Below are 23009 nucleotides of genomic sequence, written 5' to 3'. Positions count from 1 at the left end.
TGAGCCGCTCCGGGCACCTCTCCTGGTGTCGGCCGGTGGTGCGTGGCCGGTGTTGTGCGCGGAGAGGGCAGGATTCGAACCTGCGTGGGCCTTTGCCGGGCCCGACCGTGGGAATTGCTTCCCGGTCCCCGATGAGCCGCTCCGGGCACCTCTCCTCGTTCCCGGCTCGGACGTCTCCCGTGCCGTTCACGAGAACAACATTGGCAGACAGGGCTGACAAAGCGCTGACGTCTTTCTGACTCGATCGCAAGAATTCCCGTCCGGTCTTTTCCCGCACCGGTCCGCGATGCTGTACTCAGGGCGACGGAAAACGCTCCCGAAAGGGGAAAACAATGACCGTGACCGCCCTGGAGAACCCGGTTCACGAGGCGATACGCACCCATACGTCGAGCGAGAACCCCAGCGCGTTCTTGGCCCTCAACAGCGGAAACGACGTCTTCACCCTGCCCGGGGCCGACGGCGTCGTCGTCTACCGCCGCACGGGCCGGTTCGCCGTCCAGTTCGGCGGCCCCTTCGCCGCCCCCGACGCCTACGGCCCCCTCCTCGAGGCCTTCCGCCGGCACGTTCGCGGCGAGGGCCGCACCCTGGTCGGCATCCAGCTCCAGCGCGCCGACGCCGAGCACTACGCCGCAAACGGCTTCACCGTCAACCAGGTCGGCGCCTCCTGGGCCGTCGCCCTGGCGGACTTCACCCTGCGCGGCACCCGCTTCATGCAACTGCGCAACAAGATCTCCCGGGCCCGCCGCAACGGCCTGGTCGTCAAGGAGGTGTCCGCCGACCACTGCCAGGACGCGATCGCCGCCATCGACCGGGCCTGGCTGGGCTCCAAGGGAGGCGCGCAGCAACTGGAGTTCCTGGTCGGCCAGATCGGCGGACCCGCCCAGGCCCACCGCCGGCTGTTCACCGGCACCATCGACGGCGACCCGGTGGCGTACATCTCCTACTCGCCGGTCTACGGCAGCCGGGCCGGCTGGATGCACGATCTGAGCCGGCGCGTCCCGGACGGCTCCCCGGGGCTGATGGAGGCCATCAACGCGCATGCCATCGAGGTGTTCCGCTCCGAGGGCGTCCAGTGGCTGCACTTCGGCTTCACCCCCTTCACCGGCCTGGACGCCGGCCACGAGATCGACGGCCACAGCCCGGCGTTCACCTGGCTCATGCACGCCCTGTTCGCCGAGGGGGCCGCGCTGTACCCGGCCCAGACCCAGCTGTCGTACAAGCACAAGTGGGCCCCGGACGTGGTCCTCCCCGAGTACGTCGCCTTCGACGGCCCGCAGGCCTCGCTGGCGTCCTTCGCCCACGTCTTCCGCGCCTGCAAAGCCTTCTGAAACACCATCACCCCGCACACCCCGCACCCCGCCTCGCCCATGCGAGCCGTGGGGCAGTGCACACCCACCGTGCCCGCGGCCGGGCGCCCCCCGCACCGCGCGCCCCACCCCCCACCGCCCCCACCCGCCACCGCCCGCACCGCCCCCGCCCGCACCGCACCGCCCCCGCCCGCCCCGCCCCCGCACGCACCGCACCGCCCCCACGCACCACCCGTCACCGGTCTTGTTGAACAGGAGAGAACAGCGATGAGCGACCACACATCCGACACCGCCACCGACGTCCTGCAGCACACCGTCATCGAGCGGCTGATGGCCGTCATCGGCGCGCCCGACGACCAGGACGTGGCCCGCGACGCCGACGCCGCCGTCCTGGCGCTCGACGAACGGCTGCGCGCCGGGTCTGCCGCCTGAAGGGCCGCCGGCCGATCAGGCGGGTATCAGTGGCACATCAGCGCGGCGCAGCACGCTGGACACGTGTTCGCCCGGCGGCCCCCCGGCGGAGTACCGCACTGTGCCCCGGCGGTCCCGGACCGCCGGGCGGGCACGCCCGCGTTCTGGACCCGCCCGCGGGAGCACTGTCGACTCGCGGCGCCCGCAGGTCCGCGGGGCAGCGGCGCCGCCGCCCGAAGAAGGGCACTTCTCCCAAGGAGAGCAACGCATGCAGCGTCCGCACACACCACAGACCCAGGCGGCCGCCTTCGCGGCCACGTCGCGCACCGGCGCCTCGGCGACGTTCGCCGAGCTCCTCAAGCGCGTCAAGGCGGAAGGTCTCCTCGACCTCGACCCGCGCTACTACGTGGGCCGTCTCGCGATCAACACCACCCTGCTGCTGATCGGATTCGCCGCGTTCTTCGCCCTGGGCGACTCCTGGTGGCAGCTGCTGACGGCCCTGTGGATGGGCCTGTGCGGCGGCCAGTCGGCGTTCATGTGGCACGACGCCGGGCACAAGGCCATGTTCCGCAGCAAGAAGGCCGCCTCCGCCGTCGGCTACCTCCACGCCAACCTCGTCAACGGGGTCAGCTACGGCTGGTGGGTCAACCACCACAACCGCCACCACAGCAACCCCAACCACCTGGACAAGGACCCGGACATCGGCCGGCGCACCGTCATCTTCGACGTCAAGCAGTACCCCAGCCGGCGCGGCACGCAGAAGTTCGTCGTGCGCCACCAGAGCGTGCTGTTCTTCGTGCTGCTCGTCCTGGAGGGCTTCAAGATGCTGCGCACGGCCGTGGCGTCCATCGCGCAGGGCAAGACCAAGCGGCCCGTGCTGGAGTCGTTCCTGATCGTGCTGCGCGCCGCGGTCTACTGCGCCCTGGTCTTCACGGTGCTCTCGCCGCTGCTCGCGGTGGCGTTCATCCTCGTGCAGCACGCCGCCCTGGGCGTCTACTTCGGCATGATCTTCGCCCCCAACCACAAGGGCATGGACGTGCGCGACGGCGAGGAGGAGACCCTGGACTGGCTGGAGCGCCAGGTCCTCACCTCCCGCAACATCCGCCCCAACCCGGTGGTCGACTTCCTCTACGGCGGCCTCAACTACCAGGTCGAGCACCACCTGTTCCCGGCCATGCCGCAAAAGCACCTGCCGCGCGCCAGGGAACTGACCCGCGCCTACTGCGCCGAGCGCGGGGTGCCCTACCACGAGGTCGGCTTCTGGGCCTCCTACCGGGAGGTCGCCTCCTACCTGCACGAGGTCAGCGAGCCGGTGCGGGCCGGGACCGTGGACGAGGAGATCAGGCGCCGGGCCGCCCAGGCGGCCTGACCCGGCCCACCCCCCCCCTCGGCCGCCGGCCCGGGCCCCCACGCCCCCTCCCGGCCCCCCCACGCCCCGCTCCCGGCCCGCCCCCCTCGGCCGCCGGCCCGGGGGCCCCCACGCCCGCTCCCGCACGGCCCCGCCCGCCCCCTCACGCGTCCGCAGCCCCGGCCCCCCGGGGCCGCGCCCGGGCCCGCCGCCGGCCCGGGCGGTCGCCCACACAACCGGAGTCCGGCTGAGAACCAGCAGTCCAAGGAGAGCCTCCCCATGTCCCAGACCACCACGGTGGCGAGCGGTGTCACCGCTCCCGCCGCGATCGGCGTCCGCCTGGACCGCATGCCGATCACCCCGATGCACCGAAGACTCACCATGGTCATCGGCATCGGCCTGCTCTTCGACACGTTCGAGAACAACCTCTCGGGCACCATCGCCAAAGTGCTCCAGAGCGACTTCGCCTTCGGGGCGACCGAGCTGAAACTCGTCCTGGCGTCGGTGTTCATCGGCCAGTTCATCGGCTCGCTGCTGCTGGGCCGGATCGCCGACCGGTTCGGCAGGCGCCGGGCCTTTTTGATCAACCTCGCCCTCTACTCGGGCTTCTCCCTGCTGGGGGCCTTCTCACCGAATGCCACCTGGCTGATCGTCACCCGCTTCATGGCCGGCATCGGCATCGGCGCCGAACAGGTGCTCTCCGACTGCTACCTGGCCGACGTGCTGCCCGCCAAGCGCCGCGGCCGCTACATCGCCTGGGCCTACACCATCGCCTTCTGCGGGGTTCCCGCCGTCGGCTTCGCCGCGCTGTGGCTGGTGCCCCTGTCCCCGCTGGGCATCGACGGCTGGCGCTGGCTGTTCGTGATCGGATCATTGGGCTCGGCGGTGGTGTGGGTGCTGCGCCGCCGGCTGATCGAGTCACCGCGGTGGCTGGCCGCCCAGGGCCGCACCGAGGAGGCCGAAGTGCTGGTGGCCGAGATGGAGAAGCAGGCCTACCCCGACCGTCCCGCAACGGCCCGCCCGGACACCGCGGACACCGCGGACACCGCCGCACCGGTGGAAGCGGCTCCGGCGCGCTACCGCGTGCGCGAGGTGTTCGGCCGCGGCATGCGGCGCCGCACCCTGGTGCTGTGGATCTTCTGCGTGCTGTCCGTGGTCGGCTACTACGGCTTCGGCACCCTGGCACCCCAGATCATCGCGGCCAAGGGCTACGGCATCGTCGCGGGCATCGGCTTCACCGCGCTGTCCTTCGTCGGCTACCCGGTCGGCTCCGCGCTGGCCCTGCCGATCGTGGACCGGTTCGAGCGCCGGACGCTGGTCGCGGCCTCCGCGGCGGCGATGATGCTGGCCGGCCTCGGCTTCGCCTATGCCGCATCCGCCGCGCTCATCGTGACGTTCGGCTTCGTCTACACCCTGTGCAGCAACGTCTTCTCCAGCGTCTCGCACGTGTACCTCTCCGAGCAGTACCCGACCGCGATCCGCGCCACCGCCTCCGGCGCCGCCTACTCCCTGTCCAAACTCAGCGCCGCCGCACTGCCCTTCGCCCTGCTGCCGGTTTTGGACGCGCACGGCCCCGGTGCCCTGTTCGGGGTCATCGCCGCGGCGATGGCCGCCCTGGCGGCCACCGTGCTGCTGCTGGGCGAGCGCACCACCGGGGCACCGGTCGACCGCGTCCCCCACCCCCCGACCACCCCCGCGACGAAGAGGAGCTGACGATGGCCTACGTCATCGCCCTGCCCTGCGTCGACGTCAAGGACCGCTCCTGCGTCGACGAGTGCCCCGTGGACTGCATCTACGAGGGCCGCCGGGCCCTGTACATCCACCCCGACGAGTGCGTCGACTGCGGCGCCTGCGAACCGGTCTGCCCCGTGGAGGCGATCTGCTTCGAGGACGACGTGCCCGCCCAGTGGGGCGACCACGCCGCCTCCAACGCCGACTTCTTCGCCGCCGTGGGCTCTCCCGGCGGCGCCGCCGCACTGGGCGCCCTCGGCCACGACTCCCCGCTGGTGCGGGCCCTGCCCGAGGCGGTGACCCGCACATGAGCGCACTCCTGGCCGGCAAGCGGATCCTGGTGAGCGGCGTGGTCACCGACGCCTCCATCGCCTTCCACACCGCCCGCATCGCCCAGGAGGAGGGCGCCGAGGTCGTCCTCACCGGCTTCGGGCGCCTGTCCCTGATCGAGCGGGTCGCCGCACGGCTGCCGAAACCGGCCCCCGTGCTCGAACTCGACGTCACCGACCAGCGGCAACTCGACGGCCTGGCCGACCGGATCCGCGAGCACACCGACACCCTGGACGGGCTGGTGCACTCCATCGCCCACGGACCGCAGGGCGCCTTCTCCTTCCTTAACGGCGACTGGAGCGACGTCTCCAGCGCCGTGCACGTGTCGGCGTACTCCCTGAAGTCGCTGACCACGGCCTGCCTGCCGCTGATGGAGCGGCGCGGCGGCTCGGTGGTCGGACTGACCTTCGACGCCACGGTCGCCTGGCCGCGCTACGACTGGATGGGCGTGGCCAAGGCCGCCCTGGAGTCCACCAGCCGCTACCTCGCCCGGGACCTGGGCGGCCGCGGCATCCGCTGCAACCTCGTCGCGGCCGGACCGCTGCGCTCCATGGCGGCCAAGTCCATCCCCGGCTTCGCCGACCTCGCCGCCCTGTGGGAGCACCGGGCCCCGGCCGGCTGGGACCCCACCGACCCGGACCCCGCCGCCCGCGGCGTCGTCGCCCTGCTGTCGGACTTCTTCCCGCGCACCACCGGAGAGATCGTGCACGTCGACGGAGGGGTGCACCTGACGGGCGCCTGAGGCCGCGGGGCCGCACAAGCAGCGAAAAACAGGGGGCGGGAGCCGGGTCCACGACCCGGCTCCCGCCCCCGATTCTTCGCAGCGCCCGCCCCCGCTACGCGGTCTGCCCGCCCGGCAGGATCCGGCGGAAGCCGGCGTACGGGACGAGGGCCTCGGGCAGCACCACCGACCCGTCCGGGCGCACGCCCTGCTCCAGCAGCGCGGCCACCGTGCGCCCGATCGGCAGCGCCGAGCCGTTCAGCGTGACGGCCGGCGTCCTGCTCCCGTCGGGCCGCTTGAGGCGGATGTCCGCCCGACGCGCCTGGAAGGTGCCGCAGTCGGAGACCGAGGAGATCTCCCGGTAGGAGCCGCTGCCCGGCAGCCACACCTCGATGTCGTAGGTCATCCGCGCCGAGAACCCCAGGTCGCCGGCCGGCAGCAGCACCACGCGGTACGCCAGCTCCAGGCGCCTGAGGCACTCCTCGGCGTGGTCCACCATCAGTTCCAGCTGCGCCCGGGCGTCCTCGGGCGCGCACACGCGCACCAGCTCCACCTTCTCGAACTGGTGCAGGCGCAGGATGCCGCGGGTGTCCCGCCCGTACGCCCCGGCCTCCGCCCTGAAGCACGGCGTGCTGGCGGTGAAGGCCAGCGGCAGCGAACGGGAGTGAAGCTGCCGGCCGGCCACCAGGTTGGTCAGCGGGACCTCGGCGGTCGGGATCAAGAACAGCTCCCGCTCCCCGACCCGGGTGCGAAACAGGTCGTCCTCGAACTTGGGCAGCTGCCCGGTGCCGGTCATGGTGTCGCGGTCGACCAGGAACGGCACCGACTGCTCGGTGTAGCCGTGCTCGCGGGTGTGCAGGTCCAGCAGGAAGTCGCGCAGGGCCCGCTCCAGCCGTGCCCCGGCCCCGCGGGCGACGGCGAAGCGGGCACCGGACAGCCGGGCCGCGGCCGGGCCGTCGAGGATGGCCAGCGACTGCCCGATGTCGGCGTGGTGGCGGGCGCCGTCCGCGGCAGGCGCAGCGCGACCGCCGCGCCGTATCTCCACGGCCTCCTTCTCCGAGTCGCCGTCGGGGACCGCGTCCAGGGGGATGTTGGGGATCGACAGCAGCAGATCGGCCAGGTGCGCAGCCGCCGTGCGGGCGACGGCCTCGGCCTGCTGCACCTGGCCGCGCAGCGCCCGGGCGGCGGCCTTGTCCTGCTCACTGGGCGGGCCGCAGCGGCGGGCTTTGGCCGTGCGGTTCAGCTCGGTGCGCAGCCGGGTCACCTCCGCCTGCGCGTCGTTGCGCTCGCGCAGGGCGTCGGCCAGCGCGGCCGGATCGAGGTCGTGGCGGCGGCGGGCCAGCCTCGCCACGGCCTGCGGTGCGTCCTTCAGCAGTTCTTGGGGATCGTGCACGGTGGACTCCTCCACGTGGGGCGGGGGTGGGGTGGCGCGCGCAACTGGGGCAAGGGGGCGCCGCGCGGGCCGGGTGCGCACGGCCGACAGCCGCCCGGCGGAGGTGCTCCGCGGGCGGCTGCCGGTGGGTGCCCGGGGGCCGTTCAGGCCGGGGCGATGGCCAGGGCCGTGTTCTGGCCGCCGAAGCCCAGCGAGTTGCTCAGGGCGAGGTCGATGGGCATGTAGGTGGCGGTCTGGGCGAGTTTGATGTCGATCCTGGAGTCGGGCATGACGAGGTTGGCGGTGGGGGGCACGACTTCGTGCTCGACGCTCAGCACGGTGAAGGCGGCCTCGACCGCCCCGGCCGCGCCGAGCAGGTGTCCGGTGACTCCCTTCGTGGAGGTGACCAGCGGGTCCCCGCGCAGCGTCCGGCCGATCATGCGGGCCTCGGCCAGGTCGTTCAGCTGGGTCGACGTGCCGTGGGCGTTGACGTGCTGGACGTCGTCCGGGTCCGCGCCCGCGTCGGCGAGCGCGGCGCGCACGGCGGCCTCGATGCCCGCGCCGTCGGGGTGCGGCGAGGTCATGTGGTGGGCGTCGGCGGTGGCGCCGTAGCCGATGATCCGGCCGTGCACGTGGGCGCCGCGGGCACGGGCGTCCGCCACCCGCTCCATGACGAGGATGCCGGCGCCCTCCCCGGCGACGAAGCCGTCCCGGTCGGCGTCGAAGGGCCGGGACGCGCCGGCCGGATCGTCGTGCCGCTTCGACAACGCCCCCATCTGGGCGAAGCCGGCCATGACCAGGGGAGTGACCATGGCCTCGCTGCCGCCCGCCAGGACGATGTCGCAGCGGCCCAGGGCGAGCAGGTCCCGGGCCGTGCCGATGGCGGTCGCGCCCGAGGCGCAGGCGGTGGCCACCACCAGGTTGGGCCCGGTCGCCCCGAACTCGATGGCCGTCTGCCCGGCCAGCATGTTCGGCAGCTGCATGGGCAGCAGCAGCGGCGAGACCCGGTCGGCGCCCTGCTCGCGCAGCACATGGTGCTGCTCCTCGACGGTGCCCGGGCCGCCGTCCGCGCAGCCCAGCACCACACCCACCCGCGCCCCGTCCCACGTCTGCGGATCCAGGCCCGCATCGGCCACCGCCTCGTGCGCGGCGACCAACGCGAACTGCACGAACCTGTCCAGGCGGTGGGCCCGCCGCGCGCTCAGCAGCCGCTCGGGGTCGAAACCGGGCACCCGGCAGGAGATACGGACGGGGTTATCGCTCAGCAGCGGATCCAGGGCGGCGGCCGGCCTGCCGTCGCAGACCGCCGCCCAGCTCGGCCCGACCCCGATACCGCCCGGGGTGACCAGGCCCAGCCCGGTGACGGCGATGTCCATGGCGGCCATCAGACCTTCGCACTCCGCTCCTCCATCAGCCGGACCATGTCGGCCACGGTTTCCGCCTCCAGCAGGTCGTCGTCGCTGACGTCCAGATCCAGCTCGGACTTCAGCAGCAGCGACAGCTCCACCACGGCCAGCGAGTCCAGCTCGATGTCCTCCCGGGTGGCCTGCGGGGTGATGGCCTCGGGCGACACCTTGAGCTTGTTGGACAGGATTTCCTTGAGCTGCTCCAGCATGTCGGTTCCTTTCGACGGTTCTCTCGAAGGCGCGAGCGCCCGTTCTCCGCTGTGTCGGAGAGCGCTTGGGAAAGGGGCCGGCCCCGGCCCCGCTCGTGACGGGACGTCAGACGGTCTGCAGCTCGGGCCAGACCAGCGTGGTCGCACCCCAGGACAGCCCGCCGCCGAACGCGGTCAGCAGCAGCCGCTGCCCGGCGGTGAGCCGTCCCTGCGCCGCGCTCTCGGCCAGCAGCAGCGGCAGGGAGGCGGCGCCGGTGTTGCCCACCGTTGCGATGTTGCTCAACCGCCGCTCGGCGGGGATGCCGAGCCGCTGCGAGACCGCCTCCAGGATGCGGGCGTTGGCCTGGTGCGCGGCGAACCGGTCGACCTCGCACAGCCGCCAGCCCGCCCGTTCGGCCGCCTCGGTGGAGGTGGCGGTCATCCGCTCCACCGCGTGCCGGTAGGTGTCGCGGCCCACCATCCGGAAGAAGCGGTCCTGCGGTGCGGGCTCCCGCCCCGACGACCGCTGCCGCGACCCTCCGGCCGGCACCTCGATCAGATGGCTCAGACCGCCGTCGCTGCCCAGCACGAGCGGGCCCACCGCGCCCGGCTCCTCGGTAGAGCCGGCCCGCAGCAGCACCGCGCCCGCACCGTCCGCGAAGATCACCGCCGTGGTGCGGTCCTCGGGGTTGACGATCGTCGTGAACGCGTCCGCGGCGATCAGCAGCACCCGGTCGGTCACCCCGGCGGCGATCAGGCCCGCCGCGCTGGCCAGGCCGTACAGGAAGCCGGAGCACACGGCGGCCACGTCGAAGGCGGGCACCTCGCCCAGCCCGAGCCGCGCCGCGACCTGCGGCGCGGTGGCCGGGCACGGCTGGTCGGGGGTGGTGGTGGCCAGCACCAGCGCCCCCGCCCGCTCGTCCCCGGCCGACTTCAGCGCCCGCAGGCCCGCCTCGACCGCCAGGTCGCTGGTCGCCGTGCCCGGGGCGACCACGCAGCGCCGGGCGATCCCGGTGCGCGAGCGGATCCACTCGTCCGAGGTGTCCAGGCGCCGGGCCAGATCCTCGTTGGTGACCACATCGGGCGGGACGTAGGACCCGATCCCGCACACCACGGCGGCGCGTTCGGTGCTCACGCGCCCGGCCCCGCACTGCTGAGGACCTCCAGGGGCAGGCCCATGTACGCCATCCGGGCCTCGGCCATCTCCTCGGTCCACCGCTCGGCCATGTCGTAGCGCTGCTCGGCAGTGGTGTCGAGCATCCGCACCCCGGGCCAGATCTCGTAGTCGCCGATCCGGTCGGCGTGGCGCAGCATGCCCTCCTGGAACAGCTCCTCGCGGTGGATGACGAACTCCCGGTCGGGGATCTCGTCCCACAGCCGCACCCCGGCCCGCAGGATCTCCAGCAGCCGCGGACGGTACTCGGGGTGCGCGGCCACGTGGTCGCGCAGGATGGTGCTGGCCACCGTCAGATGGCGGATCTCGTCGATCGCGGTGCCGCGGGAGATCTCGCCGGTGGCCGGGGACAGGGGAGTCCACTTGCGTTCGCTCAGCTCGGCGGCCGGCGCCAGCACACCCTCGATGACGATGGCGAACACCGCGACACCGCCGGCGAAGTCGCCCTGGTCGCGGACGATGTCCAGGGTGAAGTCGACCACCGGGTCCAGCACCCGGGCGCGGTAGTCGCGGGCCATCTCCTCGATGCTCTTCAAAAGCGTGTCGGCCGGGACGCCCAGCTCCACCAGGTGGTTGCGGAACACCCGGGCGTGCCGTGCCTCGTCCAGCAGCTGGGTGGCGTAGAACTCCATCTCCGGGATGCCCGGCGCGATGGACACGTAGTGGCCCAGCAGCCGGGTGGCCAGCTCCTCCGACAGCCCGCGCAGACCGAACTCCAGCACCAGCGCCTCGCGCAGCGGGCCCGGCTCCTTCAGGAAGTCCGGGACGATCGCGTCCTGGTGATGGCCGCTCACGCCGCGCTCGCGCAGCGTGCCCTGGGCCACCGAGGTGATCCAGTAGGCGAGGTCGCACTCCTGGGGACCGAGGGTGAGTTCCTTCGCCCCGTCCAGCAGACCGGGCGCCTTGTCCCAGTCGGCCTCGGGGGCCACGAATACCTTGGACTGCGTCATGACGCGGCGGCCTCCTTAGCCGGGCGCAGGGTGCCGGCGTGCAGGCGGCCGGCATAACTCAGCAGGGGGAGCCCTTCGTCCGCCCGGGCGCGCACGACGTGCCCGAGCAGCAGCTCGCTGTCGCCCGCGGCGTGGGCGGAGTGGAAGCGGCAGGTGTAGTGGGCGAGCGCACCCGCGATGAGCGGGGCCTGCGCGTAGGGGTCCGCCGTCCAGGCCAGACCCGCGAACTGGGCGACGCCGTCGGGGCGCCCGCTGTCGGCGAACCGGCGCGCCACCTGCGCCTGGTCGCCGCCCAGCACGTTGATCGCGAACCGGCCCTCGGCGGCGGCCCGCCGCGCGAAGGACGACCCGGCCCGCAGCACGACGCCCACCAGCAGCGGCTCGCGCGAGACCAGGGTGACCGTGCTCGCGGTGGTGCCGTGCATCCGGCCGCCCCCACCCGTGGTCAGCACCGACACCGGCGACGCCAGGTGGTAGAGCGCCCGGCGCCGTTCGGCCGGGTCCTGGCGGACGGGCCGGCGCGTGCGCGCTGCGGCCGCGGCCGCGGTCGCGGTGCTCATCGCAGCGCCTCCGCCTGCCTGGCCGCCGGATCTGCGGCCGCGGCGGCCTGCGCCGGGGCCTGCTGCGCCGCGGCGGCCTGCGCCCCCGGCACCGGCTTGCGGACGTGCCCGACCGGCACCGGGTCCGTCACATGCCCGACCGGCTTGGGGTGGGCCAGGCCCAGATCGTCCAGCAGGCGCAGGTAGCCGGGCTGGCGGACCGGCTCGAAGGGCAGCGCGAAGGACTTCATGAAGTTGCCGAACAGCCCGCGGTCGCCGAAGAGGTGGAAGGGCAGCACCAGCAGCGCCCACTCCGGCTTCACCAGCCAGCACCACAGCGCCGCCACCGCCGCCTGGGTGATGAGGCTGTGCATCACGTTGTACAGGACGTAGTACGCCTTGTGGATCGGCCGCCCGCCGCTGCGCCGGAACGCCAGCGCGCCCGGGATGTAGCCGATCAGGTCGATGTACAGGAAGAGGGCGATCGCCGGCAGCCAGCGGATCTCGTCGAAGTGGGCGATCATCAGGCCGGTGGTGACGGCGAAGCCCACCAGGTACTCGGCGCGGTGCAGCGAGTACGTGCGCGGTGTCTCGAACGGGTTTGCCTGGTCCATGGTCAGCAGCTCCCTGATGCGCTAGGCGCCGACCGCGGCGGGCTGGGTGAGTTCGATGCCGCCGCTGATGCGCACGGCGGGGAACAGCCCCGTCAGCGCCCAGGCCACGGTCTCCTTGATGACCCGCTCGGCGATCGGGTCGAGGATGCCCTCCAGACTGGGGATGCCGAAGTCGAAGTCGGCCTCGAAGCGGACCGCGACGTCGTCGCCGTCCTGGGTGAGCGACCAGGTCCCGCAGAAGGAGTCGAAGTCCCCCTCGGACTGCTCGAAGCGGATCTGGCCCTGCTCCGGCAGCACGGTGTCGTCCTCGGTCCAGCGCAGCAGGCCGCTGCGGAAGTGCAGCTCCCAGCTGGAGGAGGCGGCCGGGTCGGGATAGGCGGCGTGCACCGTGGTCGCGTTGACGTGGGGCGCCAGGTCCGGGTACCGCTCCCAGCGCCGCACGGCGTGCAGGACCCTCTCGGCCTGCTCCGCGGGTATCAGGGCATCGAGTTCGACGTGCCTCACGATCGGTTACCGCCTTCCGGCATCTTGGCCGCGCCCCGTACGAGGTCGCGGGTGGCCAGGTCGAAGGAGTTGAGGAGGAAGTCCACGTCGGTGTCGCCGAGCACGGCGGGCGGGGTGAAGCGCACCACCGAGCTGCCGTTCATCGAATGGTTGGCGACCACGCCGTGGTTGAACAGCTCGATCAGCAGCTCGCCGGCCAGCCCGGCCTCCACGAGCTCGACGCCGATCAGCAGGCCCCGGCCGCGCACGTCCACCACGAGGTCGGGGATGTTGCGGTGCGCGATCTCGGTGATCGCCGGCAGCAGCCGGGCACCGAGATCCAGCGCCCTGGTGACCAGGCGCTCCTCCTTCACCGCCCGGATGGCGCCCTGGACCGCGGCCATCAGCACCGGCTGGCCGGAGAAGGTGGCGGTGTGGACGTAGGGGTCCTTGTCGAAGGGGCGGAAGGCCTTGCGGGTGGCGACGGCCGCCGAGACCGGCATCACCCCGCCGCCGAGCGCCTTGCCGGCGAGCAGCACGTCCGGGACGATGCCCTCGATGTCGGCGCCCCACCACTCGCCGAGCCGGCCGAAGCCGGACTGCACCTCGTCGAGGATGAGGAAGCCGTCGTACTCGCGCACCAGCGCCTCGACCCGCTTGAGGTAGCCCTTGGGCGGGATGATCACACCGCCCTCGCCCTGGACCGGTTCGAGGATGACGCACACCTCGCCCGGGTGGGCGGCCAGTTCCACCTCCAGGGCGTCGGCGTCGCCGAAGGGCAGGTGCAAGAAGTCGGGCACCAGCGGGCGGAACGGCCGCTGGTAGACGTCCTTGGCGGTGGCCGACAGCGCGCCGAGGGTCTTGCCGTGGTAGCCGCCGCGCATGGACACCGTGCGCTTGAAACCGCCCGCGCGGGCCAGCTTCAGGCCGGTCTCCACCGCCTCCGCGCCCGACAGCGCGAAGTGCACCCGGTCCAGACCGGGCGGCAGCACCGAGACCAGTGCCTCGGCCGCGCGGGCCACGGTGGGCTCCAGCAGGATGCGGGTCGCGGTGGGGTGGGTGCGCAGCTGGCGCTCCACCTCCTCCATCACGATCGGGTGGCGGGCGCCCATCACGAACACGCCGTAGCCGCCGGCGTTGAGGAAGCGCTCACCGTCGCTGGTGGTGAGCCAGGCGCCCTGGGACGCCACCTCCATGTGGCTGCCGAACAGCTCGGCGAGCGTGGCCCGGCCCTTGCTCAGATGCGCGCGGTACAAACCGAGGATCTCCGCCTCGGCGTCGGCGGACGAAGCCGCCGGGGATTCCTGGATGACGCTCACGTGTGGCTCACTCCATGGGGTCGTGGGGGCGTGCGGAGGGGACCGGGACGATGTGCCGCGGCCGCAGGGACCAGCCGGCCGGCGGACCGTCCCGGCCGCGGCCCTAGGCGAGGACGAGCTCGCCGCCGTCGAACCAGCGCAGCAGCGGCTCGGCGGCGGCGGCGCGCGAGGGCGGGTGGAAGGCCAGGGCCCGCAGCGCCGCCGCGGCCTGCGCCGGACCGGATCCGCTGATGAAGTCCAGGCCGCCCAGCAGCTCCAGGGCGCGCGAGGCGATGTCGGGCAGCGCGTTCTGCACGGCGTAGCGGGCCACCAGCACGCGGGCCACCGACTCCTCGTCACCGGGCTCCGGGCCGGTCGCCCGCGCGACGCCCTCCAGCAGCGCCACCGCGGCGTCCATGTCCACGGCCAGGGCGGCCCGCTCCGCCACGCTGCCGCGCTCGCGCTCCAGCACCTGCTCCACCAGCGCCATCGCAGCGCCCGCGTACCCGGCGCAGATCAGCATCTCGAACCAGACGAACCCGGCCGACTGCAGATCGTCCAGGCGGTGCGGGTCGTCGGCGCCGGCCCGCACGACCATGCCGGCCGGCACGAACACGTCCTCCAGCCGCACCTCGTCGCTCTCCGCGCCCGCCAGCAGGTCGTTGCCCCAGTACGGGTGCACGCTCAGGCCGGGCGCGTCGGCCGGCACCAGGGCGAGCGCCAGCTCCGGTTCGCCGTCGTCGCCGTGGATGGCGACGCTCGCGGTGAGCAGGCTCATCGAACGCGACAGGCTGCACGGCTTCTTGGCGCCGGTGAGCAGGAACCCCCCGCGCACCGGGCGGGCGGTCACGGCCGGCTTGAGGATGTTCTGCGCCGTGCGGCCCTCGGCCCAGCCCGACGCCATCACCTGCTGGTCGGGCACGACGCGGCCCAGCAGGGCGGTCTGCTCGTCGGTCAGCCGGCCCGCCTTGACGGCCAGCGAGTACAGCATCGCGACGGTGAAGTGGTGCATCGACACGGCCGCCGCCAGCGACGGCGACACCGCGCCCAGGGCCAGCTGCACCCGCAGCGCGTCCAGGGCGTCGGCGCCGTGGCCGCCGTACTCCTGGGGGATGAGCAGACCGACCCCGCCGTGGATGCGGAACAGGTCGATCACCGGGCTGCCGGGCTGCTCGCGGTCGGTGTACGCGATCTGCTCCAGCTCCTTGAGCAGACCGGGGTGGAAGCGCTCGCAGACGGAGCGGGCGAGGTCGAGGGAACGCAACGGAAAAACCTCCAGTGGAACGGCGGGCTCAAGGGCGTGGGGCGCTCAGGCGCCGAACACCGCGTCGTAGGGGCTGACGTCGCGGGCGATGCTGACGCCCTGCACATGGGAGGTCTTGAGCATCGGGTAGTTGGCCTCGCCGAAGGCGCCGCCGGTGCGGCCGGTGCCGCCGTGGCTGGGCAGGTAGGGCAGGAAGCCGATGTGGGAGTCGTTGACCTTCAGCAGCCCGCCGTTGACGACCCGCCGCACGAAGGTGTCGATGACGTGGTCCGAACGCGACCACAGCGAGTTGCGCAGCCCGTAGTCGTTGCTGTTGACGAAGCGCAAGAACGCCTCCAAAAGGGCGTCGTCGTCCTCCCGCTCGGGGACCACGATCGGCACCAGCGGGAAGAACGTCTCCTCGCGCACCACGTCGTAGGTGCGCGCCCGGTCCAGGCCGTCCACGCGCACCACCGTCGGCTGCAGGAAGACCCCCGTCTCCGAGGGCGTGCCGTCCAGTTCGGTGCGGTGGCCGCCGGTGACCAGCTCCGCGCCGTTGTCCAGCGCCTGCCGCAGCAGCCGGAAGAACCGCTCACTGCGCCGCACCGGCGACAGCAGCACGTCCTCCTCCTCCGGCAGGCCCGGCCGGATACCCTTGACCTGCTCCTTCACCTCGGCGATCAGACTGTCCGCGACGTCCGGGTGCACCAGCACGTAGTTGGGCACCATGCAGATCTGGCCGGAGCCGTAGAAGGCCTCGGTGATGGCCTCGGCCGCCCACTTCACGTCGGCGTCCTTCCACACCACGATGCCGTCGTTGCCCGCCAGTTCCAGGATCGGCTTCTTGCCGTGCGCCACGCACTGCTGCTCGAAGCGCAGGCCCTCCTGGCTGCCGCCGATGTAGAAGATGTCGTTGATCAGCGGGTCCGCGATCCAGCGGTCCATGGTCTGCTTGGGGTTGCTGCACACCGCGTTGAGCACCCCGGCCGGCGCGTCCATCTCCTCCAGCAGCGGCGCCACCACCTCCCGCAGCAGCCACATGGTGCTCAGCGCGATGCTGCGCGGCGCCCGCACCACCACCGCGTTGCCGGCCATCAGCGCCAGCACGCACAGCGCCGCGCTCGGCAGGGGCGCGTTCTGCGGCGGGTTGAAGGCCACCACCCCGTCGGGCTGGCGGTGCAGCACCAGCGTGCGCCCGGCGTACTCCTTCTCCACTCGCATCTGCTTGGCGTACCAGCGCAGGGAGCCCGGGGAGTAGATCTGCAGCAGGCAGCTCAGCTCCCAGCGGGCCAGCTTGACCGGGTGGGACTCGGCGACCAGCATCCGCAGGAACTCGTCCTGGTGCTTGATCAGTTCCTCACGGAAGCGGGTGCCCAGCTGCATCCGCCGCTCCAGCGGCACCGCCGCCCAGTCGGGCGCGGCGGCGGCCGCGGCCTGCGTGGCCAGGTCGATGGACGCGTCGTCCGCGACCGCGCAGCGCCCCACGACGTAGGGGTGCCTGGCCGCCTCCGACTCCGGGTCCTGCTCCAGGGCGCGCTTCAGGCTCACGCTGGTGAACACGTCTTCCAGCAGGGACCGGCCGCTGACGGTGTACACCCACCCGTCACCCGCGACGTCCTTGCCCGCGATGTAGAGGTCGTAGCTCTTGATAGCGGAAGGTGCCTCGGCACTCTCCTCCTGCGCGGCTTCGCGAAGCATCTTCAGCCTTTCACTTTTGGCGAGTGGTTTCTTCGAAGCAGTGCGAGCGTGGCAGCGGAATCTGACCCGGCGCTGACAGGGTGCTGATTCAGCCACGCCGGCCCCGCCGTCCGTCAGTGGGGCGTCAGCCTGCGCTGCTTGCATGACCGCATGCCACCCGTCGACAGCACTGTTCAGCGCCTGCGTGACCTGCCGCGCGCCGAACTCGCCGAAGAAATCGAGTCGATCGTCGTGAGGAAATTCAAGGCGGTCCTCCTCATGGACGAATCCGAGGACCTCCCGCTCGACATCAGCTATTTCGATCTCGGCCTCACCTCACTGCGGCTGACCGAGATACGGCAGAGCCTGGAGCGGCTCCTTGATCTCTCCATCAACGTCAACGTGCTCTTCAACGAGCCGACGGTCGCCCATCTGGTGGACCACCTGACCCAGGCCGTCCAGGACAGTTCCTCCCAGGAAAGCTAAGGAGCCCCTCCATGCCGCGTGCGGAATCCCAGCAGCCGCCCGAGCCGGTCGCGATTGTCGGAATCGGTCTGCGATTCCCCGGCGGCAGCACGACGCCCGACGAGTTCGACGCCTTCCTGCGCGAAGGGCGCAGCGGCATCGGCCCGATCCCGCAGGACCGGTGGGACGTGGCCGCGTTCACCCCCCACAGCCCCCAGGACAAGGGGAAGATCCACACCACCTCGGGGGGCTTCCTCGACCGCGTGGACCTCTTCGACGCCGCCTTCTTCAACATCTCCCCCAAAGAGGCCCGCTACATGGACCCCCAGCAGCGGCTGCTGCTGGAGACCGCCTGGCAGGCCCTGGAGCACGCCAACATCGACCCGGCACCGCTGCGCCGCGGCAACGGCGGCGTCTACGTCGGCGCCAGCTCCATCGACTACGCCCTGGAGCTGGAGTCCCTGCCCTACGAGGAGATGGACGGCCACCTGGCCTCCGGCATCACCATGTTCCCGCTGTCGGGCCGGCTGTCGTACTTCCTGGGATGGCGCGGACCCAGCATGAGCGTGGACACCGCCTGCTCCTCCTCGCTGGTCGCCCTGCACCTGGCGGTGCAGGCCCTGCGCTCCGGCGAGACCGACATCGCGCTGTGCGGCGGCGTCAACGCCCTGCACCACCCGCGCATCCCGGTGATGTTCTCCAACGCGCAGATGCTCGCCCCGGACGGGCAGTGCAAGACCTTCGACGAGTCGGCCGACGGCTACGCACGCGCCGAGGGCTGCGGCGTGCTGGTCCTCAAACTCCTCTGCGACGCCGAGCGCGACGGCGACCGGGTGCTCGCCCTGGTGCGCGGCACCGCCGTCGGCCAGGACGGCGACAGCGCCGGACTGACCGTGCCCAACGGCCCCGCCCAGGAGAAGGTGATCCGCGCCGCCCTGGCCGCGGCCCGCCTCGCCCCCGAGGACATCCAGTACGTGGAGGCGCACGGCACCGGCACCCCGCTCGGCGACCCGATCGAGTTCGGCGCCATCGGGGACGTGTTCGCCGAGTCGCACACCGCCGACCACCCCGTGCTCACCGCGTCGGTGAAGACCAACCTGGGCCACATGGAGCCGGCCTCCGGCATCGTCGGCGTCATCAAGACGGTGCTGCAGCTGCGCTCGGGCACCATCTACCCGCACCTGAACCTCACCACCCCCTCCGGGCGCATCCCCTGGGACCTCTACCCGCTGCGCGTGCCGACCGCCTGCGAGCCGTGGCGGGCCGAGGTGCGCCGCGCGGTCGTCAACAGCTTCGGCTTCGCCGGCACCATCGGCGCGGTGGTCCTGGAACAGGCACCGCAAACCAGCCCCGCACCCCAGCCCCCCGGCACACCGGCCGCCCCGCTGTTCACCCTCTCCGCCAAGAGCTCCGCCGCCCTGCGCGAGCAGGCCGCGAACCACCGGCGGCTGCTCGACGAGCGGCCCGACCTCCCCCTCGACGCCCTCTGCCACACCGCCAACGTCGCCCGCACCCACCACCCCTACCGCGTCGCCGCCCCCGTCGCCGACCGCGCGGCCCTGGCCCGCCTCCTGGACCGGGCGGCCGGCCAGGACCACCAGGGCCCCACCGGCATCCGCAAGACCGCCTTCCTGTTCACCGGCCAGGGCTCCCAGTACGCCGGCATGGGCGCCGCCCTCTACGAGGCCCTCCCGCACTTCCGCTCCCACGTCGACGCCTGCGACCGGCTGTTCGCCGAGCACCTGGACCGCTCCGTGCGCGAGCTGCTGCTGGGCACCGCCGACGACCCCGCGGCGATCGACCGCACCGAGTACACCCAGCCCGCCCTGTTCACCCTCGAATACGCCCTCGCCCAGCAGTGGATGGCCTGGGGCGTGCGCCCCAACGTGCTCCTCGGGCACAGCATCGGCGAGGTCGTCGCCGCCGCGGTCGCCGGCCTGTTCAGCCTCCCCGACGCCGTCCGGCTGGTCGCCGCGCGGGCCCGGCTGATGCAGGCGGTGCGCGCCGAGGGCGGCATGGCCGCGCTCACCGCCCCGGCCGAGGACGTCAGGCCGCTGCTGGAGCACCGCCCCGACCTCGCCCTGGCCGCGGTCAACGCCCCCGACCAGTGCGTCGTCTCCGGCGCCCTGCCCGCCCTTGAGGAGGTCTGCGCCATCCTCAAGGAGCGCGGCGTGCGCGTCGACCGGCTCGCGGTCTCGCACGCCTTCCACTCCCCGCAGATGGCCGAGGTCTACGACGACTTCCGCGCCGCACTGGAGGGCATCGACTTCCACGAGCCGGCCATCAGCCTGATATCCAACGTCACCGGACGGCTCGCCCGGTTCCGCGACATCGCCACCCCCGACTACTGGGTGCGGCACATCGGCGAACCCGTGCGCTTCCTGGACGGCATCCGCGCGGTGGCCCGGCGCGGCCGCCACGCCATGATCGAGATCGGCCCGCAGGCCGCGCTGACCGCGCTCGCCCGGCGCGGCGTCGACGCCGACGACCACCTGTGGCTGGCCAGCCTGCGCCGCCGCGACCGGACGGCCACCACCACCCTGACCGCACTCGCCGAGTACTACGCCGCCGGACTCACCGTCTCCTGGCCCGGCTACCACGCCGGGCACGCCCTGCCCGCCAAGGCGGACCTGCCCACCTACGCCTTCCAGCGCAAGCGCTACTGGCTGCCGGCCGCCACACCCCGCCGCGCCGCCGCGGGCGGCACCGCCCACCACCGGCTGCTGGGCACCGAGGAGCGCTTCGCCTCAGGCGTACGGGAGTTCACCGCGGAGTTCACCGCCGAGGACCTCGGCCCCCTCGCCGACCTCGCCGACGGCACCCGCACCACCCTGCCCGCCGGCGCCTACGTCGACCTGCTGTTCGCGGCCCAGGACGCGGTCCGCGGCCACGCCCGCTCCGCCGTGCGCGACCTGCGGCTGCTCGCCCCGCTCGACGTTCCCGCCGAGACCCCGATCGCCCTGACCACCCGCTGGCGGCCGCAGCCGGGCGGGGGCGCCGAGGTGGCGGTGTTCACGGTCGTCGGCGGCGAGGAGAACGTGCACGCCACCGCGGTGATCGCCGCCGAACCCGAACCGGTGGTCCCCGTCTGCGAACTGGCCGAACTGGACGCGGGCCTCACCCCCGCCGCCACGCAGATCGACGACGAGGACATCTACACCGACCTCGCCTCCGTCGGCCGCCCGCACGGCCCCCGGATGCGGCTGCTGCTGCGCGCCGCCCGGCACGCCGACGGCCTGGTCACCGGGGAGCTGACCGGCCGCAGCGCCTCCGCCGTCGAACACGTGCCCGCCGAACTGGTGGAGGCCGCCGTCCAGGCGTGCGTCGTCCTCGACCCCGAGGGCCCGGTGTTCGTGCCCCGCGCCGTCGCCTCGGTCCGCCACTTCCGCAAGCCCCGCGGCCAGCAGCTGCGCGTCCTGGCCCGGGTGCACGGCGAGCAGGACCGCCGCACCGCCGACGTGCTGCTCCTGGACAACGGCGAACCGGTCGCCGAACTGCTCGGCGTGCAACTGGCCCGCCCCCAGGACAGCACCGGCCGCCGCCGCTTCCTGCACCGCCCCGAGTGGGTGCGCCGCGCCCTGCCCGCACCGCGCACCACCGCCGGCCCCCGGCACGTGGTGCTGCTCGACCCCTCGCCCGCCCGCGCCGCCGACCTCGCCGGACGGCCCGGCCTGAAGATCACCCGCGGCGACGGCCTCACCGAACTCAAGGCGGCCCTGGAGGACCCCACCGTCACCGACGTCTGCCGCGTCTGGCGGCAGCTCCCGCAGGCCATGTCCGCCGACCGGCTGCGCGCCGAGTGCGAGGAGAACTACCGCGAACTGCTCGCCCTCATCCACGCGCTGGACGCCGCCGGCACCCCCCGCCCGCCCCGCCTGTGGCTGGTGACCGAGGGAGCCCAGTGGCTGCCCGGCGACCCGGCCGGCGACGGCGGGCACCTGGCCGCCGCCACCCTGTGGGGCTTCGGCCGGGTGCTGCTCACCGAATACCCCCAGTACCGGGCCACCCTGGTCGACGTCGCCCCCGGCAGCGGCCTGGCCCCGCTGCTGACGGAGTGGCACACCGAACCGCCCGGCGAGTACCAGGTCGCCCACCGCCCGGGCCGCCGCTACGTCCGCCGGCTCCTGTCCGGCGACGCCCCGCTCACCTGGTCCGGCGGCTTCGAACTGCGCGCCCCCGACTCGGGCGACCTGTCCGACCTCGCGCTGGTCGCCGCCGCGGACGTGCCCCCCGGGACCGGCGAGGTCCACATCCGCGTGCGCAAGGTCGGCCTGAGCGCCGACGACGCCCGCACCGCCCTGGACACCGGCCGCGCGGAGCGCGAGGAGGAACTGCTCGGCGCGCAGGAGGAGCCCCCGCCGCTGCTCGGCACCGCGGCCACCGGCACCGTCCTCGCCGCGGCCGAGGGCACCGGCTTCGCACCGGGCGACGACGTCCTGGTACGCCACGACGGCACGTTCCGCTCCACGCTCACCGTCCCCGCCGCGGCCGTGGTGCACGCCCCGCCCGCCGAAGAGGACGACGCCGCCCGGCACTTCCGCCTCGACGAGACCGGCGAGGCGCTGCGCACGGCCCTGTCGCACCCCTCGGGACAGTCCTGGGTGACCCTCCCGGGCGGCCCCGAGACGGAGCCCGCCGCCCCCGCCGAGGAGGTCCCGGCCGCCCTGCGCCCGGAGTGCACCTACCTCGTCACCGGCGGTCTGGGCGGCCTCGGCCTGGTCACCGCCCGCAAGCTGATCGCCCTGGGCGCCCGCCACCTGACGCTGGTCAGCCGCAGCGGACGGCCCACCGAAGAGGCCGCCCCCGTCCTGGCCGACCTCGCCCAGCACGCCGAACTGGACCTGGTGCGGGCCGACATCGGCCGCGCCGAGGACGTACGGCGGCTGGTGCGGCACCTCAAGTCAGGCCCCCACCCGGTGGGCGGGATCGTGCACGCCGCAGGCGCCTACGACAAGAAACTCCTCGCCGAACTGACCTGGGAGGCCATCGACGCCCAGCTGGAGGCCAAGGCCTACGGCGGCTGGCTGCTGCACGAGGCCGCCCAGTCCTCCTTCCCGGAACTTCACTTCTTCGTCACCTACTCCTCGATCGCCTCGGTCCTCGGCGGCGCCACCCAGGGCCACTACGCCGCGGCCAGCGCCGCCCTCGACGCTCTCGCCGAGTGGCGCGGCCGGCAGGGCGTGCCCGGCCTGTCGGTGAACTGGGGCGCCTGGGCACGCGTCGGCATGTCGGCCCGCCTGGAGGAGCACCTCAGCCAGGAGATCGAACGCAGCGGCGTGCGCTTCTTCTCCCCGACCCGCGCCCTGGACACCCTGGCCAGGCTCTGGGGACGCCCCCGCACCCAGCGGGTGGTCGGCGAGTTCGACTGGGACCGCTACGTCGCGGGCAGCGTCACCGGCGACCTGTTCTACGACCGGCTCGCCCGCAACGCCTCCGACGACGACACCGGCCTCGACCTCACCGCGCTCGCCGCCCTCCCGCCGGCCGAGCGGAGCGCCGCCGTGACCGGGGTCGTCCGCGAGAAGGTCGCCGCCGTCCTGCACCTGGAGGAGGGCGACGAACTGGATGCGAACACCGAGTTCGTCTCCCTGGGCCTGGACTCGCTGATGGCCCAGCAGGTCAAGGCCGCCCTGGAGCAGGCGTTCCGGCTGCCCCTGCCGGCCTCCCTCACCCACGACCACCCGACCGTGCGGCAACTGGCCCAGTTCCTCGACGGCCAGCTCGAGCCGGTGCCGGCCGCCTGACGCACCCA

At 73.1% G+C, this 23009-nt stretch carries 19 protein-coding genes and 1 pseudogene; 8 read left to right on the top strand and 12 right to left on the bottom strand.

The window, feature by feature from the left end; translation table 11 throughout:
* Nucleotides 1-59 precede the first annotated feature (59 nt).
* Nucleotides 60-155: pseudogene (locus tag ACFYWG_RS00755) on the bottom strand.
* Between the two features lie 177 nt (nucleotides 156-332).
* On the opposite strand from ACFYWG_RS00755, the gene ACFYWG_RS00750 reads away from it, so the two are divergent.
* The 6 genes from ACFYWG_RS00750 to fabI all read left to right on the top strand — a co-directional run bounded on the left by ACFYWG_RS00750 (nucleotide 333) and on the right by fabI (nucleotide 5869).
* Nucleotides 333-1328, top strand: coding sequence for a DUF2156 domain-containing protein (locus ACFYWG_RS00750; RefSeq protein ID WP_383511286.1), 996 nt, complete (start codon nucleotides 333-335; stop codon nucleotides 1326-1328).
* A 246-nt stretch (nucleotides 1329-1574) separates the two neighbouring features.
* Nucleotides 1575-1739, top strand: coding sequence for a hypothetical protein (locus tag ACFYWG_RS00745; protein ID WP_389198334.1), 165 nt, complete (start codon nucleotides 1575-1577; stop codon nucleotides 1737-1739).
* A gap of 247 nt (nucleotides 1740-1986) precedes the next feature.
* On the top strand, nucleotides 1987-3087 hold the full coding sequence (locus tag ACFYWG_RS00740; RefSeq protein WP_383511290.1) for a fatty acid desaturase family protein: 1101 nt from the start codon (nucleotides 1987-1989) through the stop codon (nucleotides 3085-3087).
* A gap of 258 nt (nucleotides 3088-3345) precedes the next feature.
* Entirely contained in the window at nucleotides 3346-4779 is a 1434-nt protein-coding gene (locus ACFYWG_RS00735) for an MFS transporter (RefSeq protein ID WP_389198331.1), read from the top strand.
* Between the two features lie 2 nt (nucleotides 4780-4781).
* A complete protein-coding gene (gene fdxA, locus ACFYWG_RS00730; protein WP_383511294.1) occupies nucleotides 4782-5108 on the top strand; it encodes a ferredoxin in 327 nt (108 codons plus the stop codon).
* A complete protein-coding gene (gene fabI, locus ACFYWG_RS00725; RefSeq protein WP_383511296.1) occupies nucleotides 5105-5869 on the top strand; it encodes an enoyl-ACP reductase FabI in 765 nt (254 codons plus the stop codon). The genes fdxA and fabI overlap by 4 nt, the downstream gene beginning before the upstream one ends.
* Nucleotides 5870-5963: 94 nt before the next feature.
* On the opposite strand, the gene serS is transcribed toward fabI, so the two are convergent.
* The 11 genes from serS to ACFYWG_RS00670 all read right to left on the bottom strand — a co-directional run bounded on the left by serS (nucleotide 5964) and on the right by ACFYWG_RS00670 (nucleotide 16813).
* A complete protein-coding gene (gene serS, locus ACFYWG_RS00720) occupies nucleotides 5964-7241 on the bottom strand; it encodes a serine--tRNA ligase (RefSeq protein WP_389198328.1) in 1278 nt (425 codons plus the stop codon).
* A 143-nt stretch (nucleotides 7242-7384) separates the two neighbouring features.
* Entirely contained in the window at nucleotides 7385-8605 is a 1221-nt protein-coding gene (locus ACFYWG_RS00715; protein WP_376328368.1) for a beta-ketoacyl-[acyl-carrier-protein] synthase family protein, read from the bottom strand.
* Nucleotides 8605-8835, bottom strand: coding sequence for a phosphopantetheine-binding protein (locus tag ACFYWG_RS00710; protein ID WP_376328365.1), 231 nt, complete (start codon nucleotides 8833-8835; stop codon nucleotides 8605-8607). Before ACFYWG_RS00710 ends, ACFYWG_RS00715 begins: the two co-directional genes overlap by 1 nt.
* A 106-nt stretch (nucleotides 8836-8941) precedes the next feature.
* Entirely contained in the window at nucleotides 8942-9949 is a 1008-nt protein-coding gene (locus ACFYWG_RS00705) for a beta-ketoacyl-ACP synthase III (RefSeq protein ID WP_376328362.1), read from the bottom strand.
* Nucleotides 9946-10938, bottom strand: coding sequence for a VlmB-like protein (locus tag ACFYWG_RS00700; RefSeq protein ID WP_376328360.1), 993 nt, complete (start codon nucleotides 10936-10938; stop codon nucleotides 9946-9948). The genes ACFYWG_RS00705 and ACFYWG_RS00700 overlap by 4 nt, the downstream gene beginning before the upstream one ends.
* Nucleotides 10935-11498: a flavin reductase family protein gene (locus tag ACFYWG_RS00695; RefSeq protein ID WP_383508590.1), complete on the bottom strand. Its 564-nt coding sequence runs from the start codon at nucleotides 11496-11498 to the stop codon at nucleotides 10935-10937. The genes ACFYWG_RS00700 and ACFYWG_RS00695 overlap by 4 nt, the downstream gene beginning before the upstream one ends.
* Nucleotides 11495-12091: a hypothetical protein gene (locus ACFYWG_RS00690; RefSeq protein WP_389198325.1), complete on the bottom strand. Its 597-nt coding sequence runs from the start codon at nucleotides 12089-12091 to the stop codon at nucleotides 11495-11497. Before ACFYWG_RS00690 ends, ACFYWG_RS00695 begins: the two co-directional genes overlap by 4 nt.
* Nucleotides 12092-12112: 21 nt before the next feature.
* Nucleotides 12113-12595 (bottom strand): type II toxin-antitoxin system RatA family toxin, encoded by a 483-nt coding sequence (locus tag ACFYWG_RS00685; RefSeq protein WP_389198323.1) that lies wholly within the window; start codon nucleotides 12593-12595, stop codon nucleotides 12113-12115.
* A complete protein-coding gene (locus tag ACFYWG_RS00680; RefSeq protein ID WP_383508581.1) occupies nucleotides 12592-13893 on the bottom strand; it encodes an aspartate aminotransferase family protein in 1302 nt (433 codons plus the stop codon). The genes ACFYWG_RS00685 and ACFYWG_RS00680 overlap by 4 nt, the downstream gene beginning before the upstream one ends.
* Nucleotides 13894-13996: 103 nt before the next feature.
* On the bottom strand, nucleotides 13997-15136 hold the full coding sequence (locus ACFYWG_RS00675) for an acyl-CoA dehydrogenase family protein (protein WP_383508578.1): 1140 nt from the start codon (nucleotides 15134-15136) through the stop codon (nucleotides 13997-13999).
* A 45-nt stretch (nucleotides 15137-15181) separates the two neighbouring features.
* Nucleotides 15182-16813 (bottom strand): aldehyde dehydrogenase family protein, encoded by a 1632-nt coding sequence (locus ACFYWG_RS00670; RefSeq protein ID WP_376328346.1) that lies wholly within the window; start codon nucleotides 16811-16813, stop codon nucleotides 15182-15184.
* A 150-nt stretch (nucleotides 16814-16963) separates the two neighbouring features.
* Between ACFYWG_RS00670 and ACFYWG_RS00665 the strand changes: the two genes are divergently transcribed.
* Both ACFYWG_RS00665 and ACFYWG_RS00660 read left to right on the top strand, forming a co-directional pair.
* Nucleotides 16964-17278, top strand: a complete 315-nt coding sequence (locus ACFYWG_RS00665; RefSeq protein WP_376328343.1) for an acyl carrier protein — start codon at nucleotides 16964-16966, stop codon at nucleotides 17276-17278.
* An 11-nt stretch (nucleotides 17279-17289) separates the two neighbouring features.
* Nucleotides 17290-23001, top strand: coding sequence for an SDR family NAD(P)-dependent oxidoreductase (locus ACFYWG_RS00660; RefSeq protein WP_389198318.1), 5712 nt, complete (start codon nucleotides 17290-17292; stop codon nucleotides 22999-23001).
* The last annotated feature ends 8 nt before the right edge of the window (nucleotides 23002-23009 follow it).

The sequence above is a fragment of the Streptomyces sp. NPDC003456 genome, assembly GCF_042878735.1.
Taxonomy (GTDB): domain Bacteria; phylum Actinomycetota; class Actinomycetes; order Streptomycetales; family Streptomycetaceae; genus Streptomyces.
This window is presented reverse-complemented; position numbering and strand designations above follow the sequence as displayed.

Coding starts and splice junctions, on each gene's coding strand:
- ACFYWG_RS00750 (WP_383511286.1), top strand. CDS start 333: ATGACCGTGACCGCCCTGGAGAACCCGGTTCACGAGGCGATACGCACC.
- ACFYWG_RS00745 (WP_389198334.1), top strand. CDS start 1,575: ATGAGCGACCACACATCCGACACCGCCACCGACGTCCTGCAGCACACC.
- ACFYWG_RS00740 (WP_383511290.1), top strand. CDS start 1,987: ATGCAGCGTCCGCACACACCACAGACCCAGGCGGCCGCCTTCGCGGCC.
- ACFYWG_RS00735 (WP_389198331.1), top strand. CDS start 3,346: ATGTCCCAGACCACCACGGTGGCGAGCGGTGTCACCGCTCCCGCCGCG.
- fdxA (WP_383511294.1), top strand. CDS start 4,782: ATGGCCTACGTCATCGCCCTGCCCTGCGTCGACGTCAAGGACCGCTCC.
- fabI (WP_383511296.1), top strand. CDS start 5,105: ATGAGCGCACTCCTGGCCGGCAAGCGGATCCTGGTGAGCGGCGTGGTC.
- ACFYWG_RS00715 (WP_376328368.1), bottom strand. CDS start 8,605: ATGGCCGCCATGGACATCGCCGTCACCGGGCTGGGCCTGGTCACCCCG.
- ACFYWG_RS00710 (WP_376328365.1), bottom strand. CDS start 8,835: ATGCTGGAGCAGCTCAAGGAAATCCTGTCCAACAAGCTCAAGGTGTCG.
- ACFYWG_RS00700 (WP_376328360.1), bottom strand. CDS start 10,938: ATGACGCAGTCCAAGGTATTCGTGGCCCCCGAGGCCGACTGGGACAAG.
- ACFYWG_RS00695 (WP_383508590.1), bottom strand. CDS start 11,498: ATGAGCACCGCGACCGCGGCCGCGGCCGCAGCGCGCACGCGCCGGCCC.
- ACFYWG_RS00690 (WP_389198325.1), bottom strand. CDS start 12,091: ATGGACCAGGCAAACCCGTTCGAGACACCGCGCACGTACTCGCTGCAC.
- ACFYWG_RS00670 (WP_376328346.1), bottom strand. CDS start 16,813: ATGCTTCGCGAAGCCGCGCAGGAGGAGAGTGCCGAGGCACCTTCCGCT.
- ACFYWG_RS00665 (WP_376328343.1), top strand. CDS start 16,964: ATGCCACCCGTCGACAGCACTGTTCAGCGCCTGCGTGACCTGCCGCGC.
- ACFYWG_RS00660 (WP_389198318.1), top strand. CDS start 17,290: ATGCCGCGTGCGGAATCCCAGCAGCCGCCCGAGCCGGTCGCGATTGTC.